The sequence below is a fragment of the Streptomyces sp. NPDC029164 genome (genome assembly GCF_055563995.1).
On the sequence record NZ_JBVHWW010000014.1, the window covers coordinates 43,096 to 67,762 of the forward strand.

A 24,667-nucleotide genomic window follows, 5' to 3' on the forward strand; every position below is an offset into this window, starting at 1 on the left:
GTGTTCCTGACGATCTCCACCACCGGCTCCCCTGAACGATCCGCCACCGACCTGGGCTACCTGCTGCACAAGCATCCCGGGAAGACGCAGGCGTTCTCCACCTCCCACGGCACCGCCCACGTGTTCTACCCCGAGGCCACCGCCGAACGGTGCACGGCGGCCCTGCTGCTGGAGGTGGACCCCGTCGCACTCGTGCGGCGCGGTCAGGGCAAGGGCCGGGGCGGAGCCCCCGACGCCGCGCTCGCGCAGTACGTCAACGACCGCCCGTACGCCGCCTCCTCGCTGCTCGCCGTCGCGCTCAGCGGAGTCTTCCGCACCGCGCTCAAGGGCCAGTGCGCCCTGCGCCCGGAACTCCCGGAGCGGGCGCTGCCGCTGCGCATCGAGATCCCGGTGCTGCCCGCACGCGGCGGGGCCGCGCTCGTGCACCGGCTGTTCGACCCGCTCGGCTGGGACCTCGTACAGGCCGGGGCCCTGCCGCTCGACGAGCAGTTCCCCGAGTGGGGCGACTCGCGCTACGTACGGCTCGTCCTGGAGGGCGAGCTGCGCCTGGCCGACGCCCTGCGCCAGCTCTACGTGCTGCTGCCGGTGCTCGACGACGCCAAGCACTACTGGATCGCCCCCGACGAGGTCGACAAGCTGCTGCGCGCCGGAGACGGCTGGCTCGCCGCCCACCCCGAGAACGGGCTGATCAGCTCCCGCTACCTGGCCCGCCACAAGCGGCTGACCCAGGACGCCATCGAGCGCCTGGAGCTGGTGCGCCTCGCCGAGGCCGACGGCAGCGAGGTCGAGGAGCTCGACAACGCCGTGGACGAGACGCGGGACACGGAGGAGCGGCCCGTGCCGCTCGCCGTGCAGCGGCGCGAGGCGATCCTCGCCGCGCTGCGCGCCGCGGGCGCCCAGCGGGTGCTCGACCTCGGCTGCGGACAGGGCCAGCTGGTGCAGGCCCTGCTCAAGGACCCCGCGTACACCGAGATCATCGGCATGGACGTGTCCGTACGGGCCCTGAACACGGCCGCCCGGCGGCTGCGCCTGGAGCGGCTGGGCGAGCGGCAGAGCTCGCGCGTGACGCTCCTGCAGGGCTCGCTCGCCTACACCGACAAGCGGCTGGCCGGTTACGACGCGGCCGTGCTGAGCGAGGTCATCGAGCACCTGGACCCGGAGCGGCTGCCCGCCCTGGAGTACGTGGTGTTCGGCTCGGCCCGCCCCCGCACGGTGCTCGTGACCACCCCGAACGTCGAGTACAACGTCCGCTGGGAGACCCTGCCCGCCGGGCACGTCCGGCACGGTGACCACCGCTTCGAGTGGACCCGCGAGGAGTTCCGCGCCTGGGCCGGCTCCGTGGCGGCGCGCCACGGGTACGAGGTCGCGTACGTCCCCGTCGGCGACGACGACCCCGAGGTCGGCCCGCCGACCCAGATGGCCGTCTTCACCCAGACCGACACCACCACCGACACCCCGAAGGAGGGCGAGGCAGCATGACCAACGAGACCGAGACCGAGACCGAGACCGGGACCGAGACCGGGACCGAGACCGAGGCCGGGACCGGGACCGGGACGGAGACCGGGGCACAGACCCACCGCACCCGCGTACTTCCCGTCACCGACCTGTCCCTCGTCGTCCTGATCGGGGCCACGGGATCGGGCAAGTCCACCTTCGCCCGCAAGCACTTCAAGCCGACCGAGGTCATCTCCTCCGACTACTGCCGCGGCCTGGTCTCCGACGACGAGAACGACCAGAGCGCGAGCCGCGACGCCTTCGACGTCCTGCACTACATCGCGGGCAAGCGCCTCGCCGCCGGCCGCCTCACCGTCGTCGACGCCACCAGCGTCCAGGCCGACGCCCGCCGTCAGCTGGTCCGGCTCGCCCGCGAGCACGACGTCCTGCCCATCGCCATCGTCCTGGACCTGCCCGAACAGGTCTGCGCCGAGCGCAACGCGGCCCGCCCCGACCGCGCCGGACTGCCCCGCGCCGTCATCCAGCGCCACCGCCGCGACCTGCGGCGCTCGCTGCGCGGCCTGGAGCGCGAGGGCTTCCGCAAGGTCCACGTCCTGCGCTCGGTCGAGGAGGCCGAGACCGCCGAGGTGGTCCTGGAGAAGCGCTTCAACGACCTCACCCACCTCACCGGCCCCTTCGACATCGTCGGTGACATCCACGGCTGTTCCTCCGAGCTGGAGACCCTGCTCGCCAAGCTCGGCTACGAGGACGGCGTCCACCCCGAGGGCCGCACGGCCGTCTTCGTCGGCGACCTCGTCGACCGCGGCCCGGACAGCCCCGGCGTGCTGCGCCGCGTCATGGGCATGGTGAAGTCCGGCAACGCCCTGTGCGTGCCCGGCAACCACGAGAACAAGCTCGGCCGCTACCTCAAGGGCTCCAAGGTCCAGCGGACCCACGGCCTCGCCGAGACCATCGAGCAGCTGGAGCAGGAGCCGGCGGAGTTCGTCGAGGAGGTACGGGAGTTCATCCGCGGCCTCGTCAGCCACTACGTCCTCGACGGCGGCAAGCTGGTGGTCTGCCACGCCGGCCTGCCCGAGAAGTACCACGGCCGCACCTCCGGCCGGGTCCGCTCGCACGCCCTGTACGGGGACACCACCGGCGAGACGGACGAGTTCGGCCTGCCCGTGCGCTATCCGTGGGCGGAGGACTACCGGGGCAAGGCCGTGGTGGTCTACGGCCACACCCCGGTCCCGGACACCGCCTGGATCAACAACACCATGTGCCTCGACACCGGAGCCGTCTTCGGCGGGAGGATGACCGCGCTGCGCTGGCCCGAGCGCGAACTGGTCGACGTACCGGCCGAGAAGGTCTGGTACGAGCCGACGCGCCCGCTCGCCGCCGAGGCGCCGGGGGGCCACGACGGGCGTCCGCTCGACCTGGCCGACGTGCACGGGCGCCGGGTCGTGGAGACCCGGCACCTGGGCAACGTCAACGTGCGCGAGGAGAACGCGGCGGCTGCCCTGGAGGTCATGAGCCGCTTCGCGGTGGACCCGCGGCTGGTTCCGTACCTGCCGCCGACCATGGCGCCGACGGCGACCTCGCGGGAGGGCGGCTACCTGGAGCACCCGGCCGAGGCCTTCGCGCAGTACCGCGCGGACGGCGTCGCCCAGGTCGTGTGCGAGGAGAAGCACATGGGCTCCCGCGCCACCGTCCTGGTCTGCAAGGACGCCGGCGCGGCCCGCGACCGCTTCGGCGTCGAGGGCCCGACCGGTTCCGTCTACACCCGCACCGGGCGGCCCTTCTTCAAGGATCCGGCGGTCACCGAGGAGGTCCTCACCCGGCTCCGCTCGGCGATCAGTGACGCCGGCCTCTGGGACGAGCTCGGCACGGACTGGCTGCTCCTCGACGGTGAACTGCTGCCCTGGTCCCTGAAGTCCGGCGGACTGCTGCGCAACCAGTACGCCGCCGTGGGCGCCGCCTCGGGCGCCGTCTTCCCGGACGCGATGGCCGCCCTGGAGGCGGCCGCCGCCCGGGGCGTCGACACCGGGGAGCTGCTGGAGCGCCAGCGCGGCCGGGCCGCCGACGCGGCCGCCTTCACCGACGCCTACCGCCGCTACTGCTGGACCACCGACGGGCTGGACGGCGTTCGGTTCGCGCCCTTCCAGCTGCTGGCGGCGGCCGGGCGGTCGCTGGCCGCCGTGCCCCACGACGAGCAGCTGTTCTGGCTGGACCGCCTCGTCGCCGCCGACGAGGCCGCGGGCACCGGGTTGCTGCGCCGCACCGGCCGGATCCTGGTGGACACCGCGGACGAGGACTCCGTACGGGCGGGCACCGAATGGTGGCTGGAGCTGACGGCCGCCGGCGGCGAGGGCATGGTGGTCAAGCCCCTCCAGGCGTACGCCCGGGACGGGAAGGGCCGCCTGGTGCAGCCCGGGGTCAAGGTGCGCGGACGCGAGTACCTGCGGATCATCTACGGTCCGGAGTACACCCGTCCGGACCACCTGGAGCGGCTGCGCGAGCGCTTCCTCGGGCACAAGCGCTCGCTCGCCCTGCGCGAGTACGCGCTCGGCCTGGAGGCGCTGGACCGGCTGGCCGCGGAGGAGCCGCTGTGGCGGGTCCACGAGGCCGTCTTCGCGGTGCTCGCCCTGGAGTCGGAGCCGGTGGACCCGCGGCTCTGAGCGGACGGGACGGGGGACGCGTCAGCACGACCCGTAAAGGCGTGGCCCCCGTACGGCCGCTAATTAGGTCGTATGGGGGAACTTTCACGGGGAACTCCGGGAAAACCACCGGCGGGATCGTTCAACCAGGGCAGCGGAATGTCCGCGACCCTGGAAGGACGGAACGTCACTTATGAAGATGACCGCGCGCGGAAGCATTGCGGCGCTCATGACCTGTATGGCCGCGGCCGGTGCGGCCACCCCGGCCGCGGCGGACTCGGTGCCGGTCGGTGTGCCGCTGGACGCCGTGAAGACCACGCTGGGCGTGGACACCCCGCGCGTGGGCACGGGCGTGCCGGTGCCGGTCGTGGGAGCGCCCGAGGCGCCCCGCTTCCACAAGGGGGACATGCTCCCGACCCCACTGCTCCCGGTGGTCCCGATCGGCACCGAGCTCGGCAGCACCCTCGTCACCTCCCCGGTGCCGAACCTGCTGGGCAAGCCGGAGACGGACGGCGAGGGTTCCGTGGAGGCCCCGGCCACCGGTCTGCTCGCCCGGACCCCCGGGCTGGTCGCCGGCGGTCTGCTGACCATGCCGGACGCCTCCAACTCCGGGATCCCGAACCTGGCCGCGCCCGAACTGGGCCTGACCGCCCCGGAACTCACCGGCGCCCCGTCGGCGCTTCTCGGCCTCGGCACCCCCCGCTGAGCGGACGCCACGTCAAAAGGCCGCCCGGTCTGCGAACGTGTACGGCATGGGATTCCATGTCGACTCCGAGACCGGGCGGCTTCGCCGCGTCATCCTCCACCGGCCCGACCTGGAGCTGAAGCGGCTCACACCGAGCAACAAGGACGCGCTCCTCTTCGACGACGTGCTGTGGGTGCGCCGGGCCCGCCAGGAGCACGACGGCTTCGCGGACGTGCTGCGGGACCGGGGCGTGGAGGTTCACCTCTTCGGGGACCTGCTGTGCGAGGCCCTCGAGATCCCGGAGGCGAGACACCTCGTACTGGACCGGGTCTTCGACGAGAAGGAGTACGGGCCGCTCGCCACCGACCACCTGCGGTCGGTCTTCGACGGACTGCCCTCGGCCGAGCTGGCGGAGGCGCTGGTCGGCGGGATGACCAAGCGGGAGTTTCTGGAGCGGTACGCCGAGCCGGTGTCCGTGCGCTTCCACGCCCTGGACACCGACGGCTTCCTGCTCGGGCCGCTGCCCAACCACCTCTTCACCCGTGACACCTCCGCCTGGATCTACGACGGGGTGTCCATCAACGCGATGCGCTGGCCGGCCCGGCAGCGCGAGACCGTCCACTTCGAGGCGATCTACAAGCACCACCCGCTCTTCACCACCTCCGGTGCCTTCCACTACTGGTCGCAGGGGCAGGCGGACTACCCCTCGACGATCGAGGGCGGGGACGTGCTGGTCATCGGCAACGGCGCGGTGCTGATCGGGATGAGCGAGCGCACCACGCCCCAGGCGGTGGAGATGCTGGCGCGGGGCCTGTTCGCCGCCGGCTCGGCCACCACCATCGTGGCGCTGGACATGCCGAAGAGCCGGGCCTTCATGCATTTGGACACGGTGATGACGATGGTGGACGGAGATACGTTCACTCAGTACGCGGGGCTCGGCATGCTCCGTTCCTACACGATCGAGCCGGGCGCCGGTCCGCAGGAGCTGAAGGTGACCGACCACCCGGCGGAGCACATGCACCGGGCCATCGCGGCGGCGCTCGGCCTGGACTCGATCCGGGTGCTGACCGCGACGCAGGACGTGCACTCGGCGGAACGCGAGCAGTGGGACGACGGGTGCAACGTGCTGGCCGTGGAGCCGGGGGTGGTGGTCGCCTACGAGCGGAACGTGACGACCAACACGCACCTGCGCAAGCAGGGCATCGAGGTGATCGAGATCCCGGGCAGCGAACTGGGGCGGGGCCGGGGCGGTCCGCGCTGCATGAGCTGTCCGGTGGAGCGGGACGCGGTCTGAGGCCCGGGGCGGCCACCGGCCCGGGAGAGGCGGGCAGGGGAGAGGGGCGGGCGAGGGCGGGGGAAGGGGCTCTGTATACCAATACAGAGCATCGTATAGACTTCCAACATCCCCTGTCACCGTGACGCTGGAGCGACCCCATGGCCACCGACCTCGCCGGCCGCAGTTTTCTCAAGGAGCTCGATTTCACGGCCGCCGAGTTCCGCGGCCTGATCGAGCTCGCCGCCGCACTGAAGGCGGCCAAGAAGGCCGGGGTCGAGCAGCGCCTGCTCCAGGGCAGGAACATCGCACTGATCTTCGAGAAGACCTCGACTCGGACCCGCTGCGCCTTCGAGGTCGCCGCCGCGGACCAGGGTGCCCACACCACCTACCTCGACCCCGCCGGCTCCCAGATGGGTCACAAGGAGTCGGTCAAGGACACCGCGCGGGTGCTGGGCCGGATGTTCGACGGGATCGAGTACCGGGGTGACAGCCAGCAGGCCGTCGAGGAGCTCGCCGCACACTCGGGCGTCCCCGTCTTCAACGGCCTCACCGACGACTGGCACCCGACCCAGATGCTGGCCGACCTGCTCACCATGACCGAGCACACCACCAAGCCGCTGGACCGGATCGCCTTCGCCTACCTCGGCGACGCCCGCTTCAACATGGGCAACTCGTACCTGGTGACCGGCGCGCTGCTGGGCATGGACGTGCGGATCGTCGCGCCCAGGGCCTACTGGCCGGCCGAGCCGGTGGTGGCCGCGGCGCGGGAGCTCGCGGAGGGCAGCGGCGCCCGGATCACCCTGACCGAGGAGGTCGCCGAGGGGGTCGCGCAGGCGGACTTCGTGGTGACCGACATCTGGGTCTCCATGGGCGAGCCCAAGGAGATCTGGGACGAGCGGATCGCGGCCCTGTCCCCGTACGCCGTGACCATGGACGTGCTGCGGGCCACCGGGAACCCGGACGTGAAGTTCATGCACTGCCTGCCGGCCTTCCACGACCTCGGCACCAAGGTGGCCCGGGAGATCCACGAGCGGCACGGGCTCGAATCCCTGGAGGTGACCGACGAGGTGTTCGAGTCGGCGCACTCCGTCGTCTTCGACGAGGCCGAGAACCGGCTGCACACCATCAAGGCCGTGCTCGTCGCCACGCTCGGCCGGTCCGGCCGCGGTGACGCATAGTCATACGCCGGCCGGGCGGGCCGCCGCGCAGGCGCGTGTCGCGTTTCTCTGACGGAAGTCAGGAACTGCTGATACCGTCGGTCGTGTGAGCCCCTTCACCGGTTCCACAGCAGCGACCGAACGGTGGCACCACCTCCGGGTGACCCGGCAGGACGGCGTGGCCACCGTCACCTTCGACCGCCCCCAGAAGCTGAACGCGCTCACCTTCGGCGCCTACGCCGACCTGCGCGATCTGCTCGCCGAACTGTCCCGCGAGCGTTCCGTGCGCGCCCTCGTCCTGGGCGGCGAGGGCCGCGGCTTCTGCTCCGGCGGGGACGTGGACGAGATCATCGGCGCCACCCTCGCCATGGACACCGCCCAGCTCCTCGACTTCAACCGGATGACCGGCCAGGTGGTGCGCGCCATCCGCGAATGCCCCTTCCCGGTGATCGCCGCCATGCACGGCGTGGCCGCCGGCGCCGGCGCCGTCCTCGCGCTCGCCGCCGACTTCCGCATCGCCGACCCCACCGCCCGCTTCGCCTTCCTCTTCACCCGCGTCGGCCTCTCCGGCGGCGACATGGGCGCCGCCTACCTGCTGCCCCGGGTCGTCGGCCTCGGCCACGCCACCCGCCTCCTGATGCTCGGAGAGCCCGTACGCGCCCCCGAGGCCGAGCGGATCGGCCTGCTCAGCGAGCTCACCGAGGAGGGCAAGGCCCACGTACGGGCCGCCGAACTCGCCGCGCACCTGGCCGCCGGCCCCGCCCTCGCCTACGCGCAGACCAAGGCGCTGCTCACCGCCGAGCTCGACATGCCGCTGGCCGCGTCGGTGGAGCTGGACGCCGCCACGCAGGCCCTGCTGATGAACGGCCAGGACTACGCGGAGTTCCACGCGGCCTTCACCGGGAAGCGGCCGCCCGCCTGGAAGGGCAGGTAGCCGGATGGCTCCGGGCGCCATGCGGGTCGCGGTCGTCGGCGGGGGACCGGGCGGGCTGTACACCGCCGCGCTGCTGGCCCGCCAGGGCCACACCGTGGAGGTCTGGGAGCGGGGCGCCCCGGACGACACCTTCGGCTTCGGCGTGGTCCTCTCCGATGAGACCCTCGGCGGCATCGAACGGGCCGACACCGTCGTCTATGCGGCCCTGAGCGCCGAGTTCGTGCGCTGGGACGATGTGGACGTCGTGCACCGGGGCCGGATGCTGACCTCCGGCGGCCACGGCTTCGCCGCCATCGGGCGGCGCCGGCTGCTGCAGATCCTGCACGAGCGCTGCGCCGGGCTCGGCGTCCGGCTCCGCTTCCGCACCGCGGCCCCCGACGTGCGGGACCTCGCCGCCGCGTACGACCTGGTGGTCGCGGCGGACGGGGTGCACAGCGCGATCCGGGAGGCCGGGGCCGCGCACTACGGGCCGACGCTGACCCCCGGGCGCTGCCGCTACATCTGGCTCGCCGCCGACTTCGCCTTCGAGTCCTTCCGCTTCGAGATCGCGGAGACCGAGCACGGGGTCATGCAACTGCACGCCTACCCCTACGCGGCGGACGCCTCCACGGTGATCGTGGAGATGCGGGAGGAGGTCTGGCGGGCGGCCGGCCTCGACCTCTGCGACGAGGACGAGTCCGCGGCCCGCTGCGCCAAGATCTTCAGCGAGGCCCTGCGCGGACGGCCCCTGCGCGGCAACCGCTCGGCATGGACCCGCTTCGACACCCTCGTCAACGCGCGCTGGTCACACGGCAACGTGGCGCTCCTCGGCGACGCCGCGCACACCGCCCACTTCTCCATCGGGTCCGGCACCAAGCTGGCCGTCGAGGACGCGCTCGCGCTCGCCGAAGCGGTGGCCGGCGCGGAGGGCGACGTACCGGCCGCCCTCGCCGCGTACGAGGCGGCGCGCCGCCCCGCGGTCGCCAGCACCCAGCGGGCCGCGGCCGCGAGCCGGGCCTGGTTCGAGGAGGTCGCCGGCTACGTCGACCAGCCCGCCCGGCAGTTCGCCTTCAACCTGCTCACCCGCAGCCGCCGGGTCACCCACGACAACCTGCGGCTGCGCGACGAGCGCTTCGCCCGGGCGGTGGAACGGGACTTCGGCTGCCCCGACGAGCACACCCCGCCGATGTTCACCCCCCTCACCCTGCGCGGCCTGACCCTGCGCAACCGCGTCGTCGTCTCGCCGATGGACATGTACTCCGCCACCGACGGCGTCCCCGGGGACTTCCACCTCGTGCACCTGGGCGCCCGGGCCCTCGGCGGGGCCGCCCTGGTCATGACCGAGATGGTCTGCGTCTGCGCCGAAGGGCGGATCACCCCCGGCTGCGCCGGCCTCTACACCCAGGAGCAGGCGGCGGCCTGGCAGCGGATCACCGACTTCGTCCACACCTCCGCACCCGGCACCGCGCTCGGCGTCCAGCTCGGGCACGCGGGCCGCAAGGGCTCGACGCGGGTCATGTGGGAGGGCATGGACGACCCCCTCCCGGAGGGCAACTGGCCGCTGGTGGCCGCCTCCGAGCTGCCCTACCGGCCGGGCGTCTCGGCGCTCCCGCGCGCCCTCGGCCAGGCGGATCTGGTGGCGCTGCGCTCCGATTTCGCGGCCGCCGCCGTACGGGCCGCCGACTGCGGGTTCGACCTCCTGGAACTGCACTGCGCCCACGGCTACCTGCTCTCCGGGTTCCTGTCGCCGCTGACCAACCACCGCACCGACGCGTACGGCGGCACCCTGGAGAACCGGCTGCGCTTCCCGCTGGAGGTCTTCGACGCGGTCCGCGCCGTGTGGCCCGAGGACCGCCCTATGACGGTCCGCCTCTCGGCCACCGACTGGGCGCCCGGCGGCACCTCGCCCGAGGAGGCGGTACGGATCGCGGCCGCCTTCGCCGCGCACGGCGCCGACGCCATCGACGTCTCGACCGGCCAGGTGGTCGCGGACGAGGCCCCGGAGTACGGGCGCTCGTACCAGACCCCGTACGCCGACCGGATCCGCAACGCGCTCGGCGTCCCCGTCATCGCGGTCGGCGCCATCTCCTCCTGGGACGACGTGAACTCCCTGCTGCTGGCCGGCCGCGCCGACCTCTGCGCCCTCGGCCGCCCCCACCTCTACGACCCCCACTGGACCCTGCACGCGGCCGCCGAGCAGTCCTACGAAGGCCCGGCCGCCCCCTGGCCGGCCCCGTACCGCGCGGGCAGCCGCCCACCGGCCACCGGCCGGGGCTGAGCTCGCCGGCTTTACGAAGGACGGCGATGGCGCTACCTTGAACGTGTTCAGATTGAACACGTTCAAGGCGGTGGGGTGGTCATGGGGGGCGATTGGTTCGTTGTCTTCCTGTTCTTCGTCGGCGTGGTCTGCCCTGTGGGCGTCGCCATCGTCGTCGCCTTCGTCAAGGGGTGTCGGGAGCATCGTCGATCTCGGCTCGGGTTCCAGGGTGGGCAGGCGGCGGCCGGCGGAGGGGTCCGACCGGTTCCGCCTCCTTCTCCTCCGCCCCCGCTCACACGGGGATGACCTCGGCGCGGTCCTCGACCGGGGTGTAGCCCAGGCGCTGGTAGACGCCGTTGCTCGTGGGGTTGGCCAGGTCGGTGAAGAGGAGGACCTCCGCGGCGCCGGCCGCGTGCGCGGCCCGGGTCGCCGCGTGCGTGACGCCGGCGGCGTAGCCGCGGCCGCGGAGGGCGGGCGGGGTGTAGACCGGGCCGACGCGGGAGGCCGAGCCGATCGGACGGGAGAAGGCGGCCAGGGAGACCGGCTCGCCCCCGTCCTCCCACAGCACGGCCCCGCCGTACGAGACGCGGTCGCGCAGCGCGGCTTCGGAGGCGGCGCGCGGCTCGCCCATCTCCGTGTTGAAGGCTTCGATCCACTCCAGCAGCAGCGGGAGGTCCGCCTCGGTGGCGGGCCGCGACCGCCCGGCCGGGGCGGGATCCGGGGCGACCAGGCCGGCCAGCCGGTACAGGCGGAGCTCCTCTGTGATCCTGGTCGGCCGCCCCCAGGCCGCGGCCAGCGCCTCCGCGTCCGGGCGGCGGGCGTTGAACGCGCGGATCCCGGCGAGCAGCGGCTCGGCCGACAGCGCGGCCCCCAGCGCCCGGACCGCCTCGGCGGGCACCACGCCGAGCACCATCGGGAACGGCGGGGTGCACAGCAGCCCGCCGGCGACGGTCCCGCCGGCCCCGGTCCACCAGCCGAAGAAGGGCGCCCCGGCCCCGTAGGCGCCGCTCCCGCGCCGCTTCAGCGCGTCGGTGACGGTCAGCATGAGGGTGTCGGAGACGGGACGCGCGGCCACGGCCGGGTGGGCCGCGGCCAGATAGGCCGCCAGGTCAGAGGTGAAGGTCCAGGTCATGGCGCATTCTGGCGCGCCGGCGCCCGCCGGCGCCCGGCATTTCACGCGGGCAGCCACCCCGGCCGCCACGGCGGCACGTTGTCCGGGCCGCACTTGGACCGGTCCCCGGGATAGCCGTCGAGGGTGCCGCGTACGGCGAAGTACAGGATCGTCAGGCCGGCCGGTACGACCAGGACCGTGCCCAGTCGCAGTGCCACGGGCTGCCGGTCCAGCAGGTACGCCACGAGCAGCGCGACGACGCCGAAGGCCGCGGTCAGCGGCAGCAGGGTGAGGCCCAGCTCGAAGCGGCCGCCCGCGTCCGCGCCCGCGTCGCAGTACTCCCGGGCGCGGGAGGCCGGCGCGATGGCGAGGCAGCCCGCCGCGAGCCCGGCGAGGGTGGCGGGGACCAGGGTGAGGAGACGTTTCCGCAGGGAGGGGGCCGCGGTCGGGGCGGGTGGCGTCATACCCCGCTCGACGGCCGGGCGCCGATCACGGTTCCACGAAGGCCGCCCCGGAGTCGCGCAGCCGTGCGTGGAGTTCGGCGAAGACGGCCGCCGCGCGGTCGCCCGGCCAGCCCGCCGGGAGCAGCTCGCGCGGCAGCCCCGGGTCGGCGTACGGCAGGCGCCGCCAGGAGTCCAGCGCGAACAGGTAGCCGCGGTAGGCCTCCTCCGGCGTCGGCTCCGGCCCCGACTGGAGGGCGCGCAGGGCCGGTTCGTACAGGTCGAGGAATTCCTCGTGCTGCTTGGCCAGGGCCGCCAGGTCCCACCAGCGGGCCACCGCCTCGGCGCCCGGCGCGAAGCCGAGGTGCGCCCCGCGGAACAGCTCCACGTACGGGGTCAGGTGCAGCCGCTCCAGCGTGTGCGCGGTCTCCTCGGCCAGCCGGGCCGGGGCGATCCACACGCCCGGCGCCACCGCGCCGAAACCGAGCCGGGCCAGCCGGGAGCGCAGCAGGTGCCGCTTGCTCCGTTCCTGCTCCGGGACGGAGAACACCGCCACCAGCCACTCGTCCGACAGCCGCGGACTGCCGTAGATCCGGCGGTCGCCGTCGTCCAGCAGCTGCTGTGCCTCCTCGGAGAGCCCGTACGCCGCCGAACCGTCCGCGGCGCGCGCGGGCAGCAGGAAGCCGCGCCGCTTCAGCCGGGACACCGACGAGCGGACCGACGGGGCGTCCACGCCGACCGCGCCCAGCAGGCGGATCAGCGCGGACACCGGGACCGGGCCGTCGAAGGCCCGCCCGTAGGCTCCGTAGAACGTGACGATCAGGGATCGCGGGGTGTGCTGCTCGACCACGGTTTCACTCTAGGCCGTCGGGCCGGTCGGGCAGGTTTCCAAGATCCCGCAGCCGGAAGCGCTGCAGTTTGCCCGTCGCCGTGCGGGGGAGCGTGGGGAGGAAGACGAAGGAGCGCGGGCACTTGTGCGGGGCCAGCTCCGCCCGCATGAAGGCGCGCAGCGCCTCCTCGGTGAGGACCACGCCGTCACGCGGGACGGTGTACGCCACCACGATCTGCCCGCGTCGCTCGTCCGGGCGGCCCACCACCGCCGCCTCCACCACGTCCGGGTGGCGCAGCAGGGCTTCCTCCACCTCCGGGCCCGCGATGTTGTAGCCCGCCGAGACGATCATGTCGTCGGCCCGGGCGACGTAACGGAAGTAGCCCTCCGGATCGCGCACGTAGGTGTCACCGGTCAGGTTCCAGCCGTCCTGTACGTACTCACGCTGCCGGGGGTCCGCCAGGTAGCGGCAGCCCACCGGGCCGCGTACGGCCAGCAGCCCCGGCTCGTTGTCCGCGACGGGCCGGCCGGCCCGGTCCACCACCCGGGCCTGCCAGCCCGGGACCACCCGGCCGGTCGTGCCGGGCCGGATCTCCTCGTCGGCGGCGGAGATGAAGATGTGCAGCAGCTCGGTCGCCCCGATGCCGTTGATGATCCGCAGGCCGGTGCGCTCGTACCAGGCCTGCCAGGTGGCGGCGGGCAGGTTCTCCCCGGCCGAGACGCAGCGGCGCAGCGCGGACAGGTCGTACATGCCCACGTCGTACGGGCCCAGGGCGTCCAGCATCGTCCGGTACGCGGTGGGCGCGGTGAACAGCACCGTCACCCGGTGCTCCGCGAGCGCGGGCAGCAGCCGGCGCGGCACCGCCTCCTCCAGCAGCAGCGCGGACGCGCCCGCCCGCAGCGGGAAGACGACCAGCCCGCCGAGGCCGAAGGTGAACCCGAGCGGCGGGCTGCCCGCGAACACGTCGTCCGGGCGGGGACGCAGCACGCTGCGGGAGAAGGTGTCGGCGACGGCGAGCAGGTCGCGGTGGAAGTGCATGCAGCCCTTGGGCCGCCCGGTGGTCCCGGAGGTGAAGGCGATCAGGGCGACGTCGTCGGCGGAGGTCGGGGCGGCCTGGAAGGGCCCCTCGTGCCGCTCGGCCAGCCGCAGCAGATCGTCCCGGCCGCCGCCCCCGTACGCGGTGATCCGCAGCCCCGGCACCTCGGCCTTGACCAGGTCGTCCAGCACGTCCGCGTGGCACAGGGCGTGCCGGACCCGGGCCATCGCGCAGACCGTGGCGAGCTCCTTCGCGCGCTGCTGGGGCAGCACGGTGACCGCCACCGCGCCCGCCTTCATGACCGCCAGCCAGCAGGCGGCGAGCCAGGGGCCGGTGGGCCCGCGCAGCAGCACGCGGTTGCCGGGGACGACGCCGAGGTCGGCGGTGAGCACGTGGGCGATGCGGTCCACGCGCGCCCGCAGCCCGCCGTACGTCCACACCTCGCCCGCGCCGCTGCGGAAGGCCGGGCGGTCGGCGCCCGCGGGGCCGAACCGTTCGATGGTGGCGTCGAGCAGCTCCGCCCCGCAGTTCAGGCGGTCGGGATAGGCCAGTTCGGGCAGATCGAAGACGAGCTCCGGCCAGGCGTCGGCGGGAGGGAGATGGTCACGGGCGAAGGTGTCCGTGTGAGCGGAAGGCATGAGGTCCAAGGCGGGTCGCCCCCTGCAGCGGTCCGGAGTGGGGTGGGGCCGGCCGTGCTGTTGCCCTACGAGCGTATCGTGATGGTGACGGCAGTCAACAGGACGCGATAGATGCGGGGACATTCGGATGACCGGATTCGCGCTCGGGGTGGACCAGGAGGAGTGGTGCGGGCAGTTGCGCGCACTGGCGGCCGACCGGCTGAGGCCGCTGGCCGAGAAGGGGGAACCGGGCCGGGTCAACCGGCCGCTGCTGGCCGCGCTCGGCGAGCTGGGCCTGCTGGAGCGGGTGTTCGCCTCGGGCGCGCTGGACCTGTGCCTGCTGCGCGAGTCCCTCGCCTACGGCTGCACGGAGGCCGAGACGGCTCTCGCCCTCCAGGGGCTGGGCGCGTACCCGGTGCTGCGGTTCGGGAGCGAGGCGCAACGGGAGCGCTGGCTGCCGCAGGTGCGCGCCGGGCGGGCGGTGGCGGCCTTCGCCCTGAGCGAGCCGGGGGCCGGCTCGGACGCGGCGGCACTGACGCTGGCGGCCGAGGCCGACCCGGACGCGCGGGGCGGCCTGCGGCTCAGCGGGGAGAAGTGCTGGATCTCCAACGCCCCGGAAGCGGATTTCTACACCGTGTTCGCCCGGACGGGTGAGGGGCCGGGGGCCAAGGGGGTCTCGGCCTTCCTGGTCCCGGCCGACCGTGCCGGACTCTCCGGGGAACCGCTGGACATGCTCTCTCCGCACCCGATCGGTTCCCTGGCCTTCGACGGGGTCCCGGTCGGCCCGCGCGACCTGCTCGGCGAACCCGGGCGGGGCTTCCGCGTCGCGATGGACACCCTGAACCTCTTCCGGCCGAGCGTCGGCGCCTTCGCGGTGGGCATGGCCCGGGCCGCGCTCGACGCGACGCTCGCGTACACGGCGGGACGGGCGGCGTTCGGCGGGACGCTGAGCGACCTCCAGGCCGTGGCGCACCGGGTGGCCGAGATGGCCACCCGCACCGAGGCGGCCCGGCTGCTGGTCTACGCGGCGGCAGGGGCCTACGACCGAGGCGCGGCGGACGTTCCGCGCCGGGCGGCGATGGCGAAACTGCTGGCCACGGAGACGGCCCAGTACGTGGTCGACCACGCCGTCCAGCTGCACGGGGCGGTCGCCCTGCGGCGGGGCCACCTGCTGGAGCACCTCTACCGCGAGGTGCGGGCGCCGAGGATCTACGAGGGGGCGAGCGAGGTGCAGCGCACGATCATCGCGAAGGAGCTGTACGGGACTCTGCCGGGGACCCTGCCGGGGACCCTGCCGGGGGCCCGGCCCGGGCCGCTGACCGGAGAGGAGGCCGGGCGATGAGCCTGGACCGGATCAACCCGGCGGAACTGTCGCCGGCGACGGGCTTCTCGCACGCGGTCGCCGCCACCGGATCCCGGCTCGTCTTCCTGGCCGGCCAGACCGCGCTGGACGGCTCGGGCAAGGTGGTGGGGGAGGGCCTGCCGGAACAGTTCGAGGTGGCCCTGACGAACCTCCTGGCCGCCCTCGCGGCGGCGGGCGGCTCCCCGGCCGATCTGGCCAGGGTGACGGTGTACGCCGTGGACGTGTCGGCGTACCGCGCCTGCGCGGCCGAACTGGGCCGCGTCTGGCGCCGGTTGGCGGGCCGCGACTACCCGGCGATGGCCGTCATCGGCGTGGTCCGCCTCTGGGACGACCAGGCCCTGGTCGAACTCGACGGCATCGCGGTCCTCCCGTAACCGTCCCAGAGGAGCGGACCCCTACCGCTCAGATCCGCGCACGGGTCCGGCGGTACTCGCCCGTCGTGACGCCGCCGACGCCCCAGTCCTCCAGGGCGACCTCGTCGATGAGCACGAAGGTGGTGGCCGGGTCCTTGTCGAGGACCCTGACCAGCAGGTCGGTCACACCGGCGATGATCTCGGCCTTCTGTGCGGCGGTGGCGCCCTCACGGGTGATCTTGACGTTGACGTACGGCATGACGGTGGATGTCCTTCCGGTGAGAGGGGAGTGCGCGGGCGGGCAGGAAAGGCTCAGGCGGCGCGGCCGGTCACATGACCGCCGTCCACGCGCAGGGCGTGGCCGGTGACGAACGTGGCGCCCGCGAGGTAGAGCACGGCGTCGGAGACCTCGGGGGCCTCGCCGACCCGGTTCAGCAGGGCCAGTCCGCCGAAGGAGTCCACGTCGGAGCCCGCGTGCAGCGGGGTGCGGATGATGCCGGGTGACACGAGGTTGACGCGGATCCCGTCGGCGGCGAGCTCGGCGGCCAGGCTGGTCGTCAGCGCGTGCACTCCGGCCTTGCTGACCACGGGTGCGGACGCCGGGAAGCCGGCCAGCGCGTGGTCCACCAGGACGGTGCCGATGTTGACGATGCTGCCGCCGCGGCCCTGGGCGCGCAGCGCCCGCACCACGGCCTGGGTGGTGAGGTAGGTCCCCTTGAGGTTGCCCGTCAGGAATCCGTCGAGCTCGGCCTCGGTGACCTCGGCGAAGGGCTTGGAGGCGAAGGTGCCCGCGTTGTTCACCAGGACGTCGATTCCGCCGAACCGGTCGAGCGCGGTGCGGACCAGGGCCTCGCCGGTCTCCGGTTCGGCGATGGCGCCCGCGACCCAGGCGGTCCGCTCCGGGTGGCCGAGACCGGCGGCGGCCTTGGCGAGGCGGTCGGAATCCCGGCCGTTGAGGACGACGTTGGCGCCGCTCGCCAGGAAGGCTCGGGCGATGTCCAGCCCGATGCCGCTGGAGGAGCCGGTGACGATTGCGGTGACGGCGTTGGAGTTGGCGATCATGGTGTGTGCCTTCCGGGGCGAGGGGTCGGTACTGCTGACACCGGAAAACCTACGAACCATCAACCCATAAGACCACGACGAAAATTGAAGCATGTCATAATCCCACGTTATGGATGTGGATCTGCGTGACCTTGAGCTCCTGGACGCCACCGCCGAGGCCGGCTCGCTGACCGCGGCCGCCGAGAGGCTCTACGTGAGCCAGCCGGCACTCAGTCAGCGGCTCACCCGCCTGGAGGCCCGCCTGGGCATGCCCCTCTTCGACCGCAAGGGCCGCCGCCTGGTCCCCACCCCCGCCGGCCGCCGGATGCTCGTCGCGGCCCGCCAGGTCCTCGGCGAACTGGCCTCGGCCTCCCGGGACCTGAGGGAGATCCGCGACGGACGCGACCGGCGCGTCCGCTTCACCGCGCAGTGCAGTACGACCTTCCCCTGGCTGCCGCCCGTACTGCGCGCCTTCCGCGAGCGCGCGCCGGACGTCGACGTACGCCTGGAGACCGTCCCCGACGACGCTCCGATCCCGGCGCTGCTCGCCGACCTCGTCGACGTCGCGCTGGTCACCAAGCCGGATGTGCAGATGGACCGGGTGTCCCTGACCAGGCTGTTCGACGACGAGATGATGGCCGTGGTGCCGGCCGGGCACCCGTGGGCCGCGCGGGCGCACTTGACCGCCCGTGACTTCGACGGCGTCGACCTGGTCCTCTACGACGGCTACGACCAGAGCCGCATCCCCTCGATGCCGCTGCCGATCCCGGCGGGGTCCCGGCCCGGCCGGATCACCATCATGCCGGTGGTCACCGAACTGGTGGTCGAGATGGTCGCGGGCGGCCAGGGCGTGACGGTCCTGCCCAACTGGGTGGCCGCCCCGTACGTCGCCTCGCACGGCCTCGCCCTCGTGCGGATCGGCGCGAAGCCGATGACCCGCACCTGGTTCTGCGCCACCCGGACCGGGCCGCGCCCGCCCCACCTGGAAGCCTTCGTCGAGGAACTCACAACCCGCCTGACGGCTCCCAGAAGCGCCCTCCCGGGAGACGCCTGAGCCGCGCTTGCACGGGTGGGGCAGTGCGGCGTCCCTGCGGGGTGCTTGGCGGTGTGGGGCTTGGCCGTGCTTGTACGGGTGGGGCAGCGGTGTGCGCTCGGCCGGATCCGAACGAGACGGCTTCGCCGGTGTCCGCCGAGGAGTTCCGGAACGGGCGGGCCGTCCGCGGGGGCCCTCCGGGACGTCTCCTCGGCTCGCGCCTGCGGGCACGTCACGAACGTCCGGGGCGGTTGCGCGCTCGTCCTGCGGGGACGCCCCTGCACGCCCCCGCTCCCGCTCCCGCTCCAGTCGGCACCGCTCGCGGTGGTGGAGGCCACTCGGGAACTCCGCCGGGGTGGGGACACGGCGGAGTGTCCCCGCAGGACGAGCGCGCAACCACCGCCCGGCGGCCGAAGCCGTCCCCGCAGGCGCGAGCCGAGGAGACATTCCGGCGGGGCGCCGCCCCACCCACGAGCCACGTCCCGGAGGGCCCCCGCGGACGGGCCGTCTGCTCCGGACCTTGCCGCGGTGGACGCGCCTGCGCCTGCGCCTGCCCGTTCCGGACCGCCGCCGCGGCGGATGGGTCAGGGGCGGTTCGCGTCCAGCAACTGGCCCATCCAGTCCTCGATGCCCGCCACCGTCCGCGGCAGGGCGCCCGACATCAGGCGGGCGCCGTCCGCCGTGATGACCAGGTCGTCCTCGATGCGGACGCCGATGCCCCGCAGCTCCGCCGGGAGCGTCTCGTCGTCCGGTTGGAGGTACAGGCCCGGTTCCACCGTGAGGACCTGCCCCTCCTCCAGGACGCCGTCCAGGTACGTCTCCGCCCGTGCCTTCGCGCAGTCGTGCACGTCCAGCCCCAGCATGTGCCCGCTGCTGCACAGCGTGTACCGCCGGTGCAGGTCGCCCTCCGCGTCCTTCAGGACGCCCCATTCCGCCAGGCCTTCCGCGATCACCCGCATGCCGGCCCGGTGGAAGTCCCCGAAGCTCGCGCCGGGGCGCAGCGCCGCGATGCCCGCCTCCTGCGCGGCCAGGACCAGTTCGTAGACCTGCCGCTGGACGGGGGAGAAGCGGCCCGACAGCGGGAGGGTGCGGGTGATGTCCGCCGTGTAGAGGGTGTCCGTCTCCACGCCCGCGTCCAGCAGGAGCAGTTCGTTGCCGTCCAGCCGGCCGTCGTTGCGGATCCAGTGCAGGGTGCAGGCGTGGGCGCCCGAGGCGGCGATGGTCTCGTACCCGGTGCCGTTGCCCTCGGCCCGCGCGCGCAGGCCGAAGACCCCCTCGATCCACCGCTCCCCGCGCGGATGCGCCAGCGCGCGCGGCAGGGCCCGTACGACGTCCTCGAAGCCCGCCGCCGTGTGGTCGACGGCCAGCTGGAGCTGCTGGACCTCCCACGCGTCCTTCACCAGGCGCAACTCCGAGAGCACGGAGGCCAGTTCCGCGTCGGAGGCCGCGTCGCGGCCCGCCGGTGACCCCAGTTCGTCCAAGTGCGCGCAGCGGATGCCGGTGAGGCGCCGCGCCTCCGCCAGGTCCGGTCGGCGGCCCACCCAGAACTCCCCGTACCGGCGGTCCCGGAAGAACTCCTCGTTCCCGCCCGCCCGCGGCGAGCGCGGCCGCAGGTACAGCACCGCCTCGTGGGCGCGCGGGCCCGAGGGCTCCATGACCAGGACGTGCCCGGCCTGGTCCTCGCCCGTGAGGCCCGTCAGCCAGGCGTACGCGCTGTGCGGGCGGAACCGGTGGTCGCAGTCGTTGGAGCGGACCTTCAGCTCGCCGGCCGGGACGATCAGCCGCTCGCCGGGGAAGCGGGCCGAGAGCCGTGCCCGGCGGGCCGGGGTGACGGCGTACGCCGGTACGCGCGCGGAGTCGGGAAGCGGGGAAGCGGCCCAGTCGCCCGCCATGAAGCGGGACAACTCCGCGGACACCAGGCGGTCGTGACTGCCCGTGTTGAGGAGGGCGGGGGTCTCGGTCACGAGGCTCCTTCAAGAAAGATGCGAACTGATGGGCGCACAGGTCTTGTCAGTGCAATTTCACATTACTATGTTACAGCTCACACCGCGGCACGTTAACCCCCGTCAAACGCCGTGTGACCCAGGGCAGTTCACGCACCACCCCCCACCTCACCTCTCTCCCCATCAGGAGTTCTCGGTGCTCAAGCACAGAGCTGTGCGCTCTTCCCTCCTCGCCTCCGCCGTGGCCGTGACCCTCCTCGCCACCGCCGGACAGGCCACGACGCAGGCCGCCGCGTCCGCCGCGCCGGCCCCCTTCACCGCAGCCCGGACCGCTCCCGCCCCCGGCCCCACGGGGAACCCGTTCGACGAGGTCGACCGCCTCGCCCACGCGAAGGACAACACCCCGGCGCCCGCCCCGGCCCCCGGCGGACAGGCCCTCGCCGGCCAGGTGCCCGGCGCCGCGACCGCCGCCGCGCCCGCCGACGACCTGGAGAAGCGCGGCAGGGCCGCCAAGGCGGCCCCGACCGCGACGAGCGTCGGCGTCCCCTGCACCCTCGACGGGATCAAGAACCTCACCCCGGAGCAGTTCGCCGACTTCCTCGGCGACCAGGCCGTCCTCGCCGACGGCTGCCTGCGCGGCCTCATCTGGACCTGGGACGCCCGCCTCGCCCCGGTGATGTCGGACGCCCACGTCCAGGCCGTCTCCCGCCGGATATCCGCCCTGGCCGCCGCCCACGACGGCCGCAACTCCTCGCACCTGGAGGAGATGTTCACCTACCTGCACGCGGTCGCCTACCACGACTTCTCACGCGACGAGATCGACGTCACCGACGCCCCGACCGTCGCCGCGACCCGCAAGGCCATCGACGACTTCGGCAACGCCGCGCGGACCTTCGACGTCACCCCCTCCAACGCCCGCACGCTGCGCGAGGCCCTCTACGCCGCGGGCCCCGGCCTGCGCCAGCACCAGCTCGGGCTCATCAAGAAGGTCCTGGCCACCATGGACCCGGCGCACCCCGCCACGCACCTCGACGCCACCTGGGCGGGCGCCGTCCTCGCCGCGCTCTCCACCAACTACCTCGGCGTCTACCCCGGCAACCAGGACACCGCCTTCCACGCCGCCGTCTCCGCCGACCCCGCCTACCGCGCCGCCTTCAAGGCCTTCGCCGGCTACACCCACCTCAAGGGGACCGGCAACGCCTGGGTGGCCCGCGACGCGCTGGGCGAGTACGGCCGCTTCGGCCAGATCGAGGGCCTGCGGGCCCCGATCACCGCCGACCTCGGCGCGCTGCTCGGGCCCGTCAAGGCCGGCTTCGGCGACGGCAGCGAGCCGTGGGCCAAGCTCGTCTCCTGGCTCAACTTCTACGAGGCCTGCAAGCCGTACGGGGTGTGCAAGGAGGACATCGAGAAGCAGCTCTTCCCCCATACCTACTCCTACGACAACGGCGCCATCAAGGTCCGCACCGCCCTGGACCGGGTCACCGTCGACCAGCTGTACTACGCGAGCAAGCAGGTCAAGTCCCAGTACCACCGCGTGCTCGGGACCGAGCAGCCGCTCGCGGGCGACCCCAACACCGCGCTCAACATCGTGCTCTATGCCTCCCGCGCCGACTACGTGAACTACCACCCGATCCTGACCGGCTACGGCACCGAGAACGGCGGCATCTACATCGAGAACGGCGCCACCTTCTACACCTACCAGCGCCGCGTCCCGCAGGACTCCTCCCTCACCCTGGAAGAGCTCTTCCGCCACGAGTACACGCACTACCTCAACGGCCGCTACGCCGTCCCCGGCTTCTTCGGCGAAGGCCCCTGGTACGAGAGCGACCGCACGACCGCCATGGACGAGGGCACGGCCGAGTTCTTCGACGGCGCCACCCGCGACAACGGCATCGCCGTCCGCAAGTCCCTCGTGAAGAGCATCATCAGCGACACCTCGGGCGGCGGCCCGCGCATGAGCGTCGAGCAGCTGCTGAACGCCACCTACGACGGCGACGGCTTCCGCTTCTACAGCTACGCCGGCACCTTCTTCGAGTTCCTGTGGACCGAGAAGCCCGCCCTGCTGCGCGAGATGTACACCCACCTGCGGGGCAACGACGTGGCGGCGTACGACGCCTGGCGATACCGGATGGGCGCGGACACCTACCTCCAGCGCGACTACGACCGCTTCCTGGACGCGCAGATCGCCAAGGTCGACCAGCTCTACGTGCCGAACACCTCCTTCACCCCGAACGACCAGCTGCGCGACTCCGCGCTCGCGTCGGTGAAGTCGGCCTTCGCCACGGCCACGTACAACACCCCGGACTGTGTGGAGAACGGCGACGCCGGCAAGCGCCGGTTCACCTGTACCGGCCGGATCACCGCGAACCTGAAGAACTGGCGCAGCGACGACCAGAACTTCAAGGACATGTCGGAGACGGTCGACTACTTCATCCTCGACCGGGCGGGCGCGGCCTCCAACAACCTCGCCGACATGAACTGCTCCTTCGGTCCGCTGGAGATCTGGACCAACAACAAGGCGGGCACCGCGAGTTACAGCTGTGAGGGACCGCTCCGCAGCTGACCCGGCACCGGACCGGTCCCGCGCCGGAGGGGGTGCGGGACCGGTCTGGGCAGCCATTAAAGAATGTGACATATTACTGCCGTGCTCAAGAGACACTCCCTGGACGCCGTGATCATCGGCGCCGGCGTCGTCGGGGCGGCCTGCGCGTACTACGCGGCCCGCGCCGGGCTCACCGTGGCCGTGGTCGACCGCGGGGCCGTCGCGGGCGGCACGAGCGGCGCCGGCGAAGGCAACCTGCTCGTCTCCGACAAGGAGGCGGGACCGGAACTCGACCTCGCCCTCCTCTCCACCCGGCTCTGGACCGAACTCGCCGCGCTCCTCCCGCGCGCGATCGAGTACGAGCCCAAGGGCGGGCTCGTCGTCGCCCCGGACGACACCACCGTGCGCGCCCTGCGGAGCTTCGCCGAGGGCCAGCGCGAGGCCGGGGTCGACGCGGTCGAGGTGCCCGCCGACGCCCTGCACGAGCTGGAGCCGCACCTGGCCCCGGGGCTGGCCGGCGGGTTCCACTACCCGCAGGACGCCCAGGTCCAGCCGGCCCAGGCGGCGGCGCGGCTGCTGGCCGCGTCCGGAGCCGAGGTGTACCTCGGCGAGGAGGTGACGGGCGTTCTGCTGGACCGGGGTGCCGTACGAGGGGTCAGCACCCCGCGCCGCGAACTCCTGGCCCCGGCCGTGGTGAACGCGGCCGGCACCTGGGGCGGCCGCATCGCCGAGCTGGCCGGGGTCACCCTGCCCGTCCTCCCGCGCCGCGGCTTCGTCCTGGTGACCGAGCCGCTCCCGCGGGTGGTCCGGCACAAGGTCTACGCCGCCGACTACATCGCGGACGTCGCCAGCGGCTCCGCCGCCCTGCAGTCCTCGGCCGTGGTCGAGGGCACCCCCTCGGGCCCGGTCCTGATCGGCGCCACCCGGGAGCGCGTCGGCTTCGACCGCTCCCTCTCGACGGAGGCCCTGCGCCGGCTGGCCGCGCAGGCGGCGGCGCTCTTCCCGGTGCTGGCCGACGTCCGGGTCCTGCGCACCTACCACGGCTTCCGCCCCTACCTCCCCGACCACCTCCCCGCCATCGGCGCGGACCCCCGCCGCCCCGGGCTGCTGCACGCCTGCGGCCACGAGGGAGCCGGCATCGGCCTGGCCCCGGCCACGGGCGCCCTGATCACCGCTGCCCTGACGGGCGCCGAGCCCCCGCTCCCCCCGGCCCCGTTCGACCCGGGCCGCTTCGACCAGGACCCGGCCCGATGACGGGCCGGGCAGAAGACCCGCGCGGCGGAACCCGGGACCGGCCCGCCACCCGCACCACGCCCAAGGAGAACCGCCGATGAGCCACAGCCCGCGCAGCCTCGTCGGCGGAGCCCCCTCGGCCACGTACGCCCTGCGCTTCGACGGCCGCGAGCTCACGGCCCAGGCGGGCCAGAGCATCGCCGCCGTGCTCTGGGGCGCCGGGATCCTGGCCTGGCGGACCACCCGCGAGAGCGGCGCCCCGCGCGGCGCGTTCTGCGGGATCGGCAGCTGCTACGACTGCCTCGTCACCGTCAACGGCCGCCCGAACCAGCGCGCCTGCCTGGTCCCGGCCCGCCCGGGGGACACCGTCACCACCCAGGAGGGAACCGGCCGTGCCGACCTCACCGTCTGACCCCGCCGCCCGCGCGGGCCGCGCGGATCCCACAGGTCTGCCGGCCCCCGCAGCCGCGCCCGCCCCGCCGCCTGTCGCCGTGCCGGCCCCCGCAGCCGCGCCCGCCCCGCCGCCTGTCGCCGTGCCGGCCCCCGCCGTGGTGTCCGCCCCGCTGCCTGTCGCCGCGCTGGCTCCCGCAGCCGCGCCGGCTCCCGCCGCCGCGCCCGCTGCCGGGCCCGCGCCGGCGCGGGCCGATCTCGCGATCGCCGGCGCCGGCCCGGGGAGGCTCGCCGCGAGCCCCGCCGGACACCCCGCCGCTGCCTCCGACAGCCCTGTCGTTGCTCCGGCCGGGGGC

Annotated in this window: 20 protein-coding genes; 13 read left to right on the top strand and 7 right to left on the bottom strand. The window is 73.5% G+C overall.

The genetic code is table 11. From position 1 onward, the window contains the following. From ACZ4VT_RS15560 to ACZ4VT_RS15590, 7 genes are all read left to right on the top strand, one after another. Positions 1–1,479 carry a 3' terminal RNA ribose 2'-O-methyltransferase Hen1 gene (locus tag ACZ4VT_RS15560; RefSeq protein ID WP_467949872.1) on the top strand — a complete coding sequence of 493 codons (1,479 nt, stop codon included), beginning with the start codon at positions 1–3 and terminating at the stop codon, positions 1,477–1,479. Continuing rightward, positions 1,476–4,112: a polynucleotide kinase-phosphatase gene (locus ACZ4VT_RS15565; RefSeq protein ID WP_467949874.1), complete on the top strand. Its 2,637-nt coding sequence runs from the start codon at positions 1,476–1,478 to the stop codon at positions 4,110–4,112. Before ACZ4VT_RS15560 ends, ACZ4VT_RS15565 begins: the two co-directional genes overlap by 4 nt. Positions 4,113–4,290: 178 nt before the next feature. Continuing rightward, positions 4,291–4,797, top strand: coding sequence for a hypothetical protein (locus ACZ4VT_RS15570; RefSeq protein ID WP_467949876.1), 507 nt, complete (start codon positions 4,291–4,293; stop codon positions 4,795–4,797). 46 nt (positions 4,798–4,843) lie between these two features. After that, positions 4,844–6,070, top strand: a complete 1,227-nt coding sequence (locus tag ACZ4VT_RS15575; protein WP_467949878.1) for an arginine deiminase — start codon at positions 4,844–4,846, stop codon at positions 6,068–6,070. A 140-nt stretch (positions 6,071–6,210) separates the two neighbouring features. Further along, the gene (gene argF / locus ACZ4VT_RS15580) at positions 6,211–7,230 is read left to right on the top strand and encodes an ornithine carbamoyltransferase (protein WP_467949880.1); all 1,020 of its coding nucleotides are present in this window, start codon (positions 6,211–6,213) and stop codon (positions 7,228–7,230) included. Between the two features lie 85 nt (positions 7,231–7,315). Then, a complete protein-coding gene (locus tag ACZ4VT_RS15585) occupies positions 7,316–8,143 on the top strand; it encodes an enoyl-CoA hydratase family protein (protein ID WP_467949882.1) in 828 nt (275 codons plus the stop codon). Positions 8,144–8,147: 4 nt separating this feature from the next. Then, positions 8,148–10,400: a bifunctional salicylyl-CoA 5-hydroxylase/oxidoreductase gene (locus ACZ4VT_RS15590; RefSeq protein WP_467949884.1), complete on the top strand. Its 2,253-nt coding sequence runs from the start codon at positions 8,148–8,150 to the stop codon at positions 10,398–10,400. Between the two features lie 271 nt (positions 10,401–10,671). On the opposite strand, the gene ACZ4VT_RS15595 is transcribed toward ACZ4VT_RS15590, so the two are convergent. Genes ACZ4VT_RS15595 through ACZ4VT_RS15610 form a run of 4 tightly spaced genes read right to left on the bottom strand, consistent with a single transcriptional unit; the run spans position 10,672 to position 14,434 of the window. Then, positions 10,672–11,511 carry a GNAT family N-acetyltransferase gene (locus tag ACZ4VT_RS15595; RefSeq protein WP_467949886.1) on the bottom strand — a complete coding sequence of 280 codons (840 nt, stop codon included), beginning with the start codon at positions 11,509–11,511 and terminating at the stop codon, positions 10,672–10,674. 41 nt (positions 11,512–11,552) lie between these two features. Continuing rightward, complete coding sequence (locus ACZ4VT_RS15600) at positions 11,553–11,954, bottom strand: hypothetical protein (RefSeq protein WP_467949888.1); 402 nt, start codon at positions 11,952–11,954, stop codon at positions 11,553–11,555. 25 nt (positions 11,955–11,979) lie between these two features. Further along, complete coding sequence (locus tag ACZ4VT_RS15605; RefSeq protein ID WP_467949890.1) at positions 11,980–12,780, bottom strand: PaaX family transcriptional regulator; 801 nt, start codon at positions 12,778–12,780, stop codon at positions 11,980–11,982. A gap of 4 nt (positions 12,781–12,784) precedes the next feature. Then, positions 12,785–14,434: an AMP-binding protein gene (locus ACZ4VT_RS15610; RefSeq protein ID WP_467949891.1), complete on the bottom strand. Its 1,650-nt coding sequence runs from the start codon at positions 14,432–14,434 to the stop codon at positions 12,785–12,787. A gap of 127 nt (positions 14,435–14,561) precedes the next feature. Between ACZ4VT_RS15610 and ACZ4VT_RS15615 the strand changes: the two genes are divergently transcribed. Both ACZ4VT_RS15615 and ACZ4VT_RS15620 read left to right on the top strand, forming a co-directional pair. Next, a complete protein-coding gene (locus ACZ4VT_RS15615; protein ID WP_467949893.1) occupies positions 14,562–15,755 on the top strand; it encodes an acyl-CoA dehydrogenase family protein in 1,194 nt (397 codons plus the stop codon). After that, positions 15,752–16,150, top strand: a complete 399-nt coding sequence (locus ACZ4VT_RS15620; protein ID WP_467949895.1) for a RidA family protein — start codon at positions 15,752–15,754, stop codon at positions 16,148–16,150. The genes ACZ4VT_RS15615 and ACZ4VT_RS15620 overlap by 4 nt, the downstream gene beginning before the upstream one ends. 28 nt (positions 16,151–16,178) lie before the next feature. On the opposite strand, the gene ACZ4VT_RS15625 is transcribed toward ACZ4VT_RS15620, so the two are convergent. Then, on the bottom strand, positions 16,179–16,388 hold the full coding sequence (locus ACZ4VT_RS15625) for a tautomerase family protein (protein ID WP_467949897.1): 210 nt from the start codon (positions 16,386–16,388) through the stop codon (positions 16,179–16,181). Positions 16,389–16,441: 53 nt separating this feature from the next. Then, positions 16,442–17,191: an SDR family NAD(P)-dependent oxidoreductase gene (locus ACZ4VT_RS15630; protein WP_467949899.1), complete on the bottom strand. Its 750-nt coding sequence runs from the start codon at positions 17,189–17,191 to the stop codon at positions 16,442–16,444. Between the two features lie 109 nt (positions 17,192–17,300). Between ACZ4VT_RS15630 and ACZ4VT_RS15635 the strand changes: the two genes are divergently transcribed. Further along, positions 17,301–18,224 carry a LysR family transcriptional regulator gene (locus ACZ4VT_RS15635; protein ID WP_467949901.1) on the top strand — a complete coding sequence of 308 codons (924 nt, stop codon included), beginning with the start codon at positions 17,301–17,303 and terminating at the stop codon, positions 18,222–18,224. A 563-nt stretch (positions 18,225–18,787) separates the two neighbouring features. Here the strand turns inward: ACZ4VT_RS15635 and ACZ4VT_RS15640 are convergent. Beyond that, positions 18,788–20,167, bottom strand: a complete 1,380-nt coding sequence (locus ACZ4VT_RS15640) for an aminopeptidase P family protein (RefSeq protein WP_467949903.1) — start codon at positions 20,165–20,167, stop codon at positions 18,788–18,790. Positions 20,168–20,342: 175 nt separating this feature from the next. On the opposite strand from ACZ4VT_RS15640, the gene ACZ4VT_RS15645 reads away from it, so the two are divergent. The 3 genes from ACZ4VT_RS15645 (at position 20,343) to ACZ4VT_RS15655 (ending at position 24,333) form a co-directional block, all read left to right on the top strand. Next, positions 20,343–22,709, top strand: a complete 2,367-nt coding sequence (locus ACZ4VT_RS15645; protein WP_467949906.1) for a collagenase — start codon at positions 20,343–20,345, stop codon at positions 22,707–22,709. Positions 22,710–22,790: 81 nt separating this feature from the next. Further along, positions 22,791–23,942: an NAD(P)/FAD-dependent oxidoreductase gene (locus tag ACZ4VT_RS15650; protein WP_467949908.1), complete on the top strand. Its 1,152-nt coding sequence runs from the start codon at positions 22,791–22,793 to the stop codon at positions 23,940–23,942. Between the two features lie 76 nt (positions 23,943–24,018). Next, the gene (locus ACZ4VT_RS15655; RefSeq protein ID WP_467949911.1) at positions 24,019–24,333 is read left to right on the top strand and encodes a (2Fe-2S)-binding protein; all 315 of its coding nucleotides are present in this window, start codon (positions 24,019–24,021) and stop codon (positions 24,331–24,333) included. The last annotated feature ends 334 nt before the right edge of the window (positions 24,334–24,667 follow it).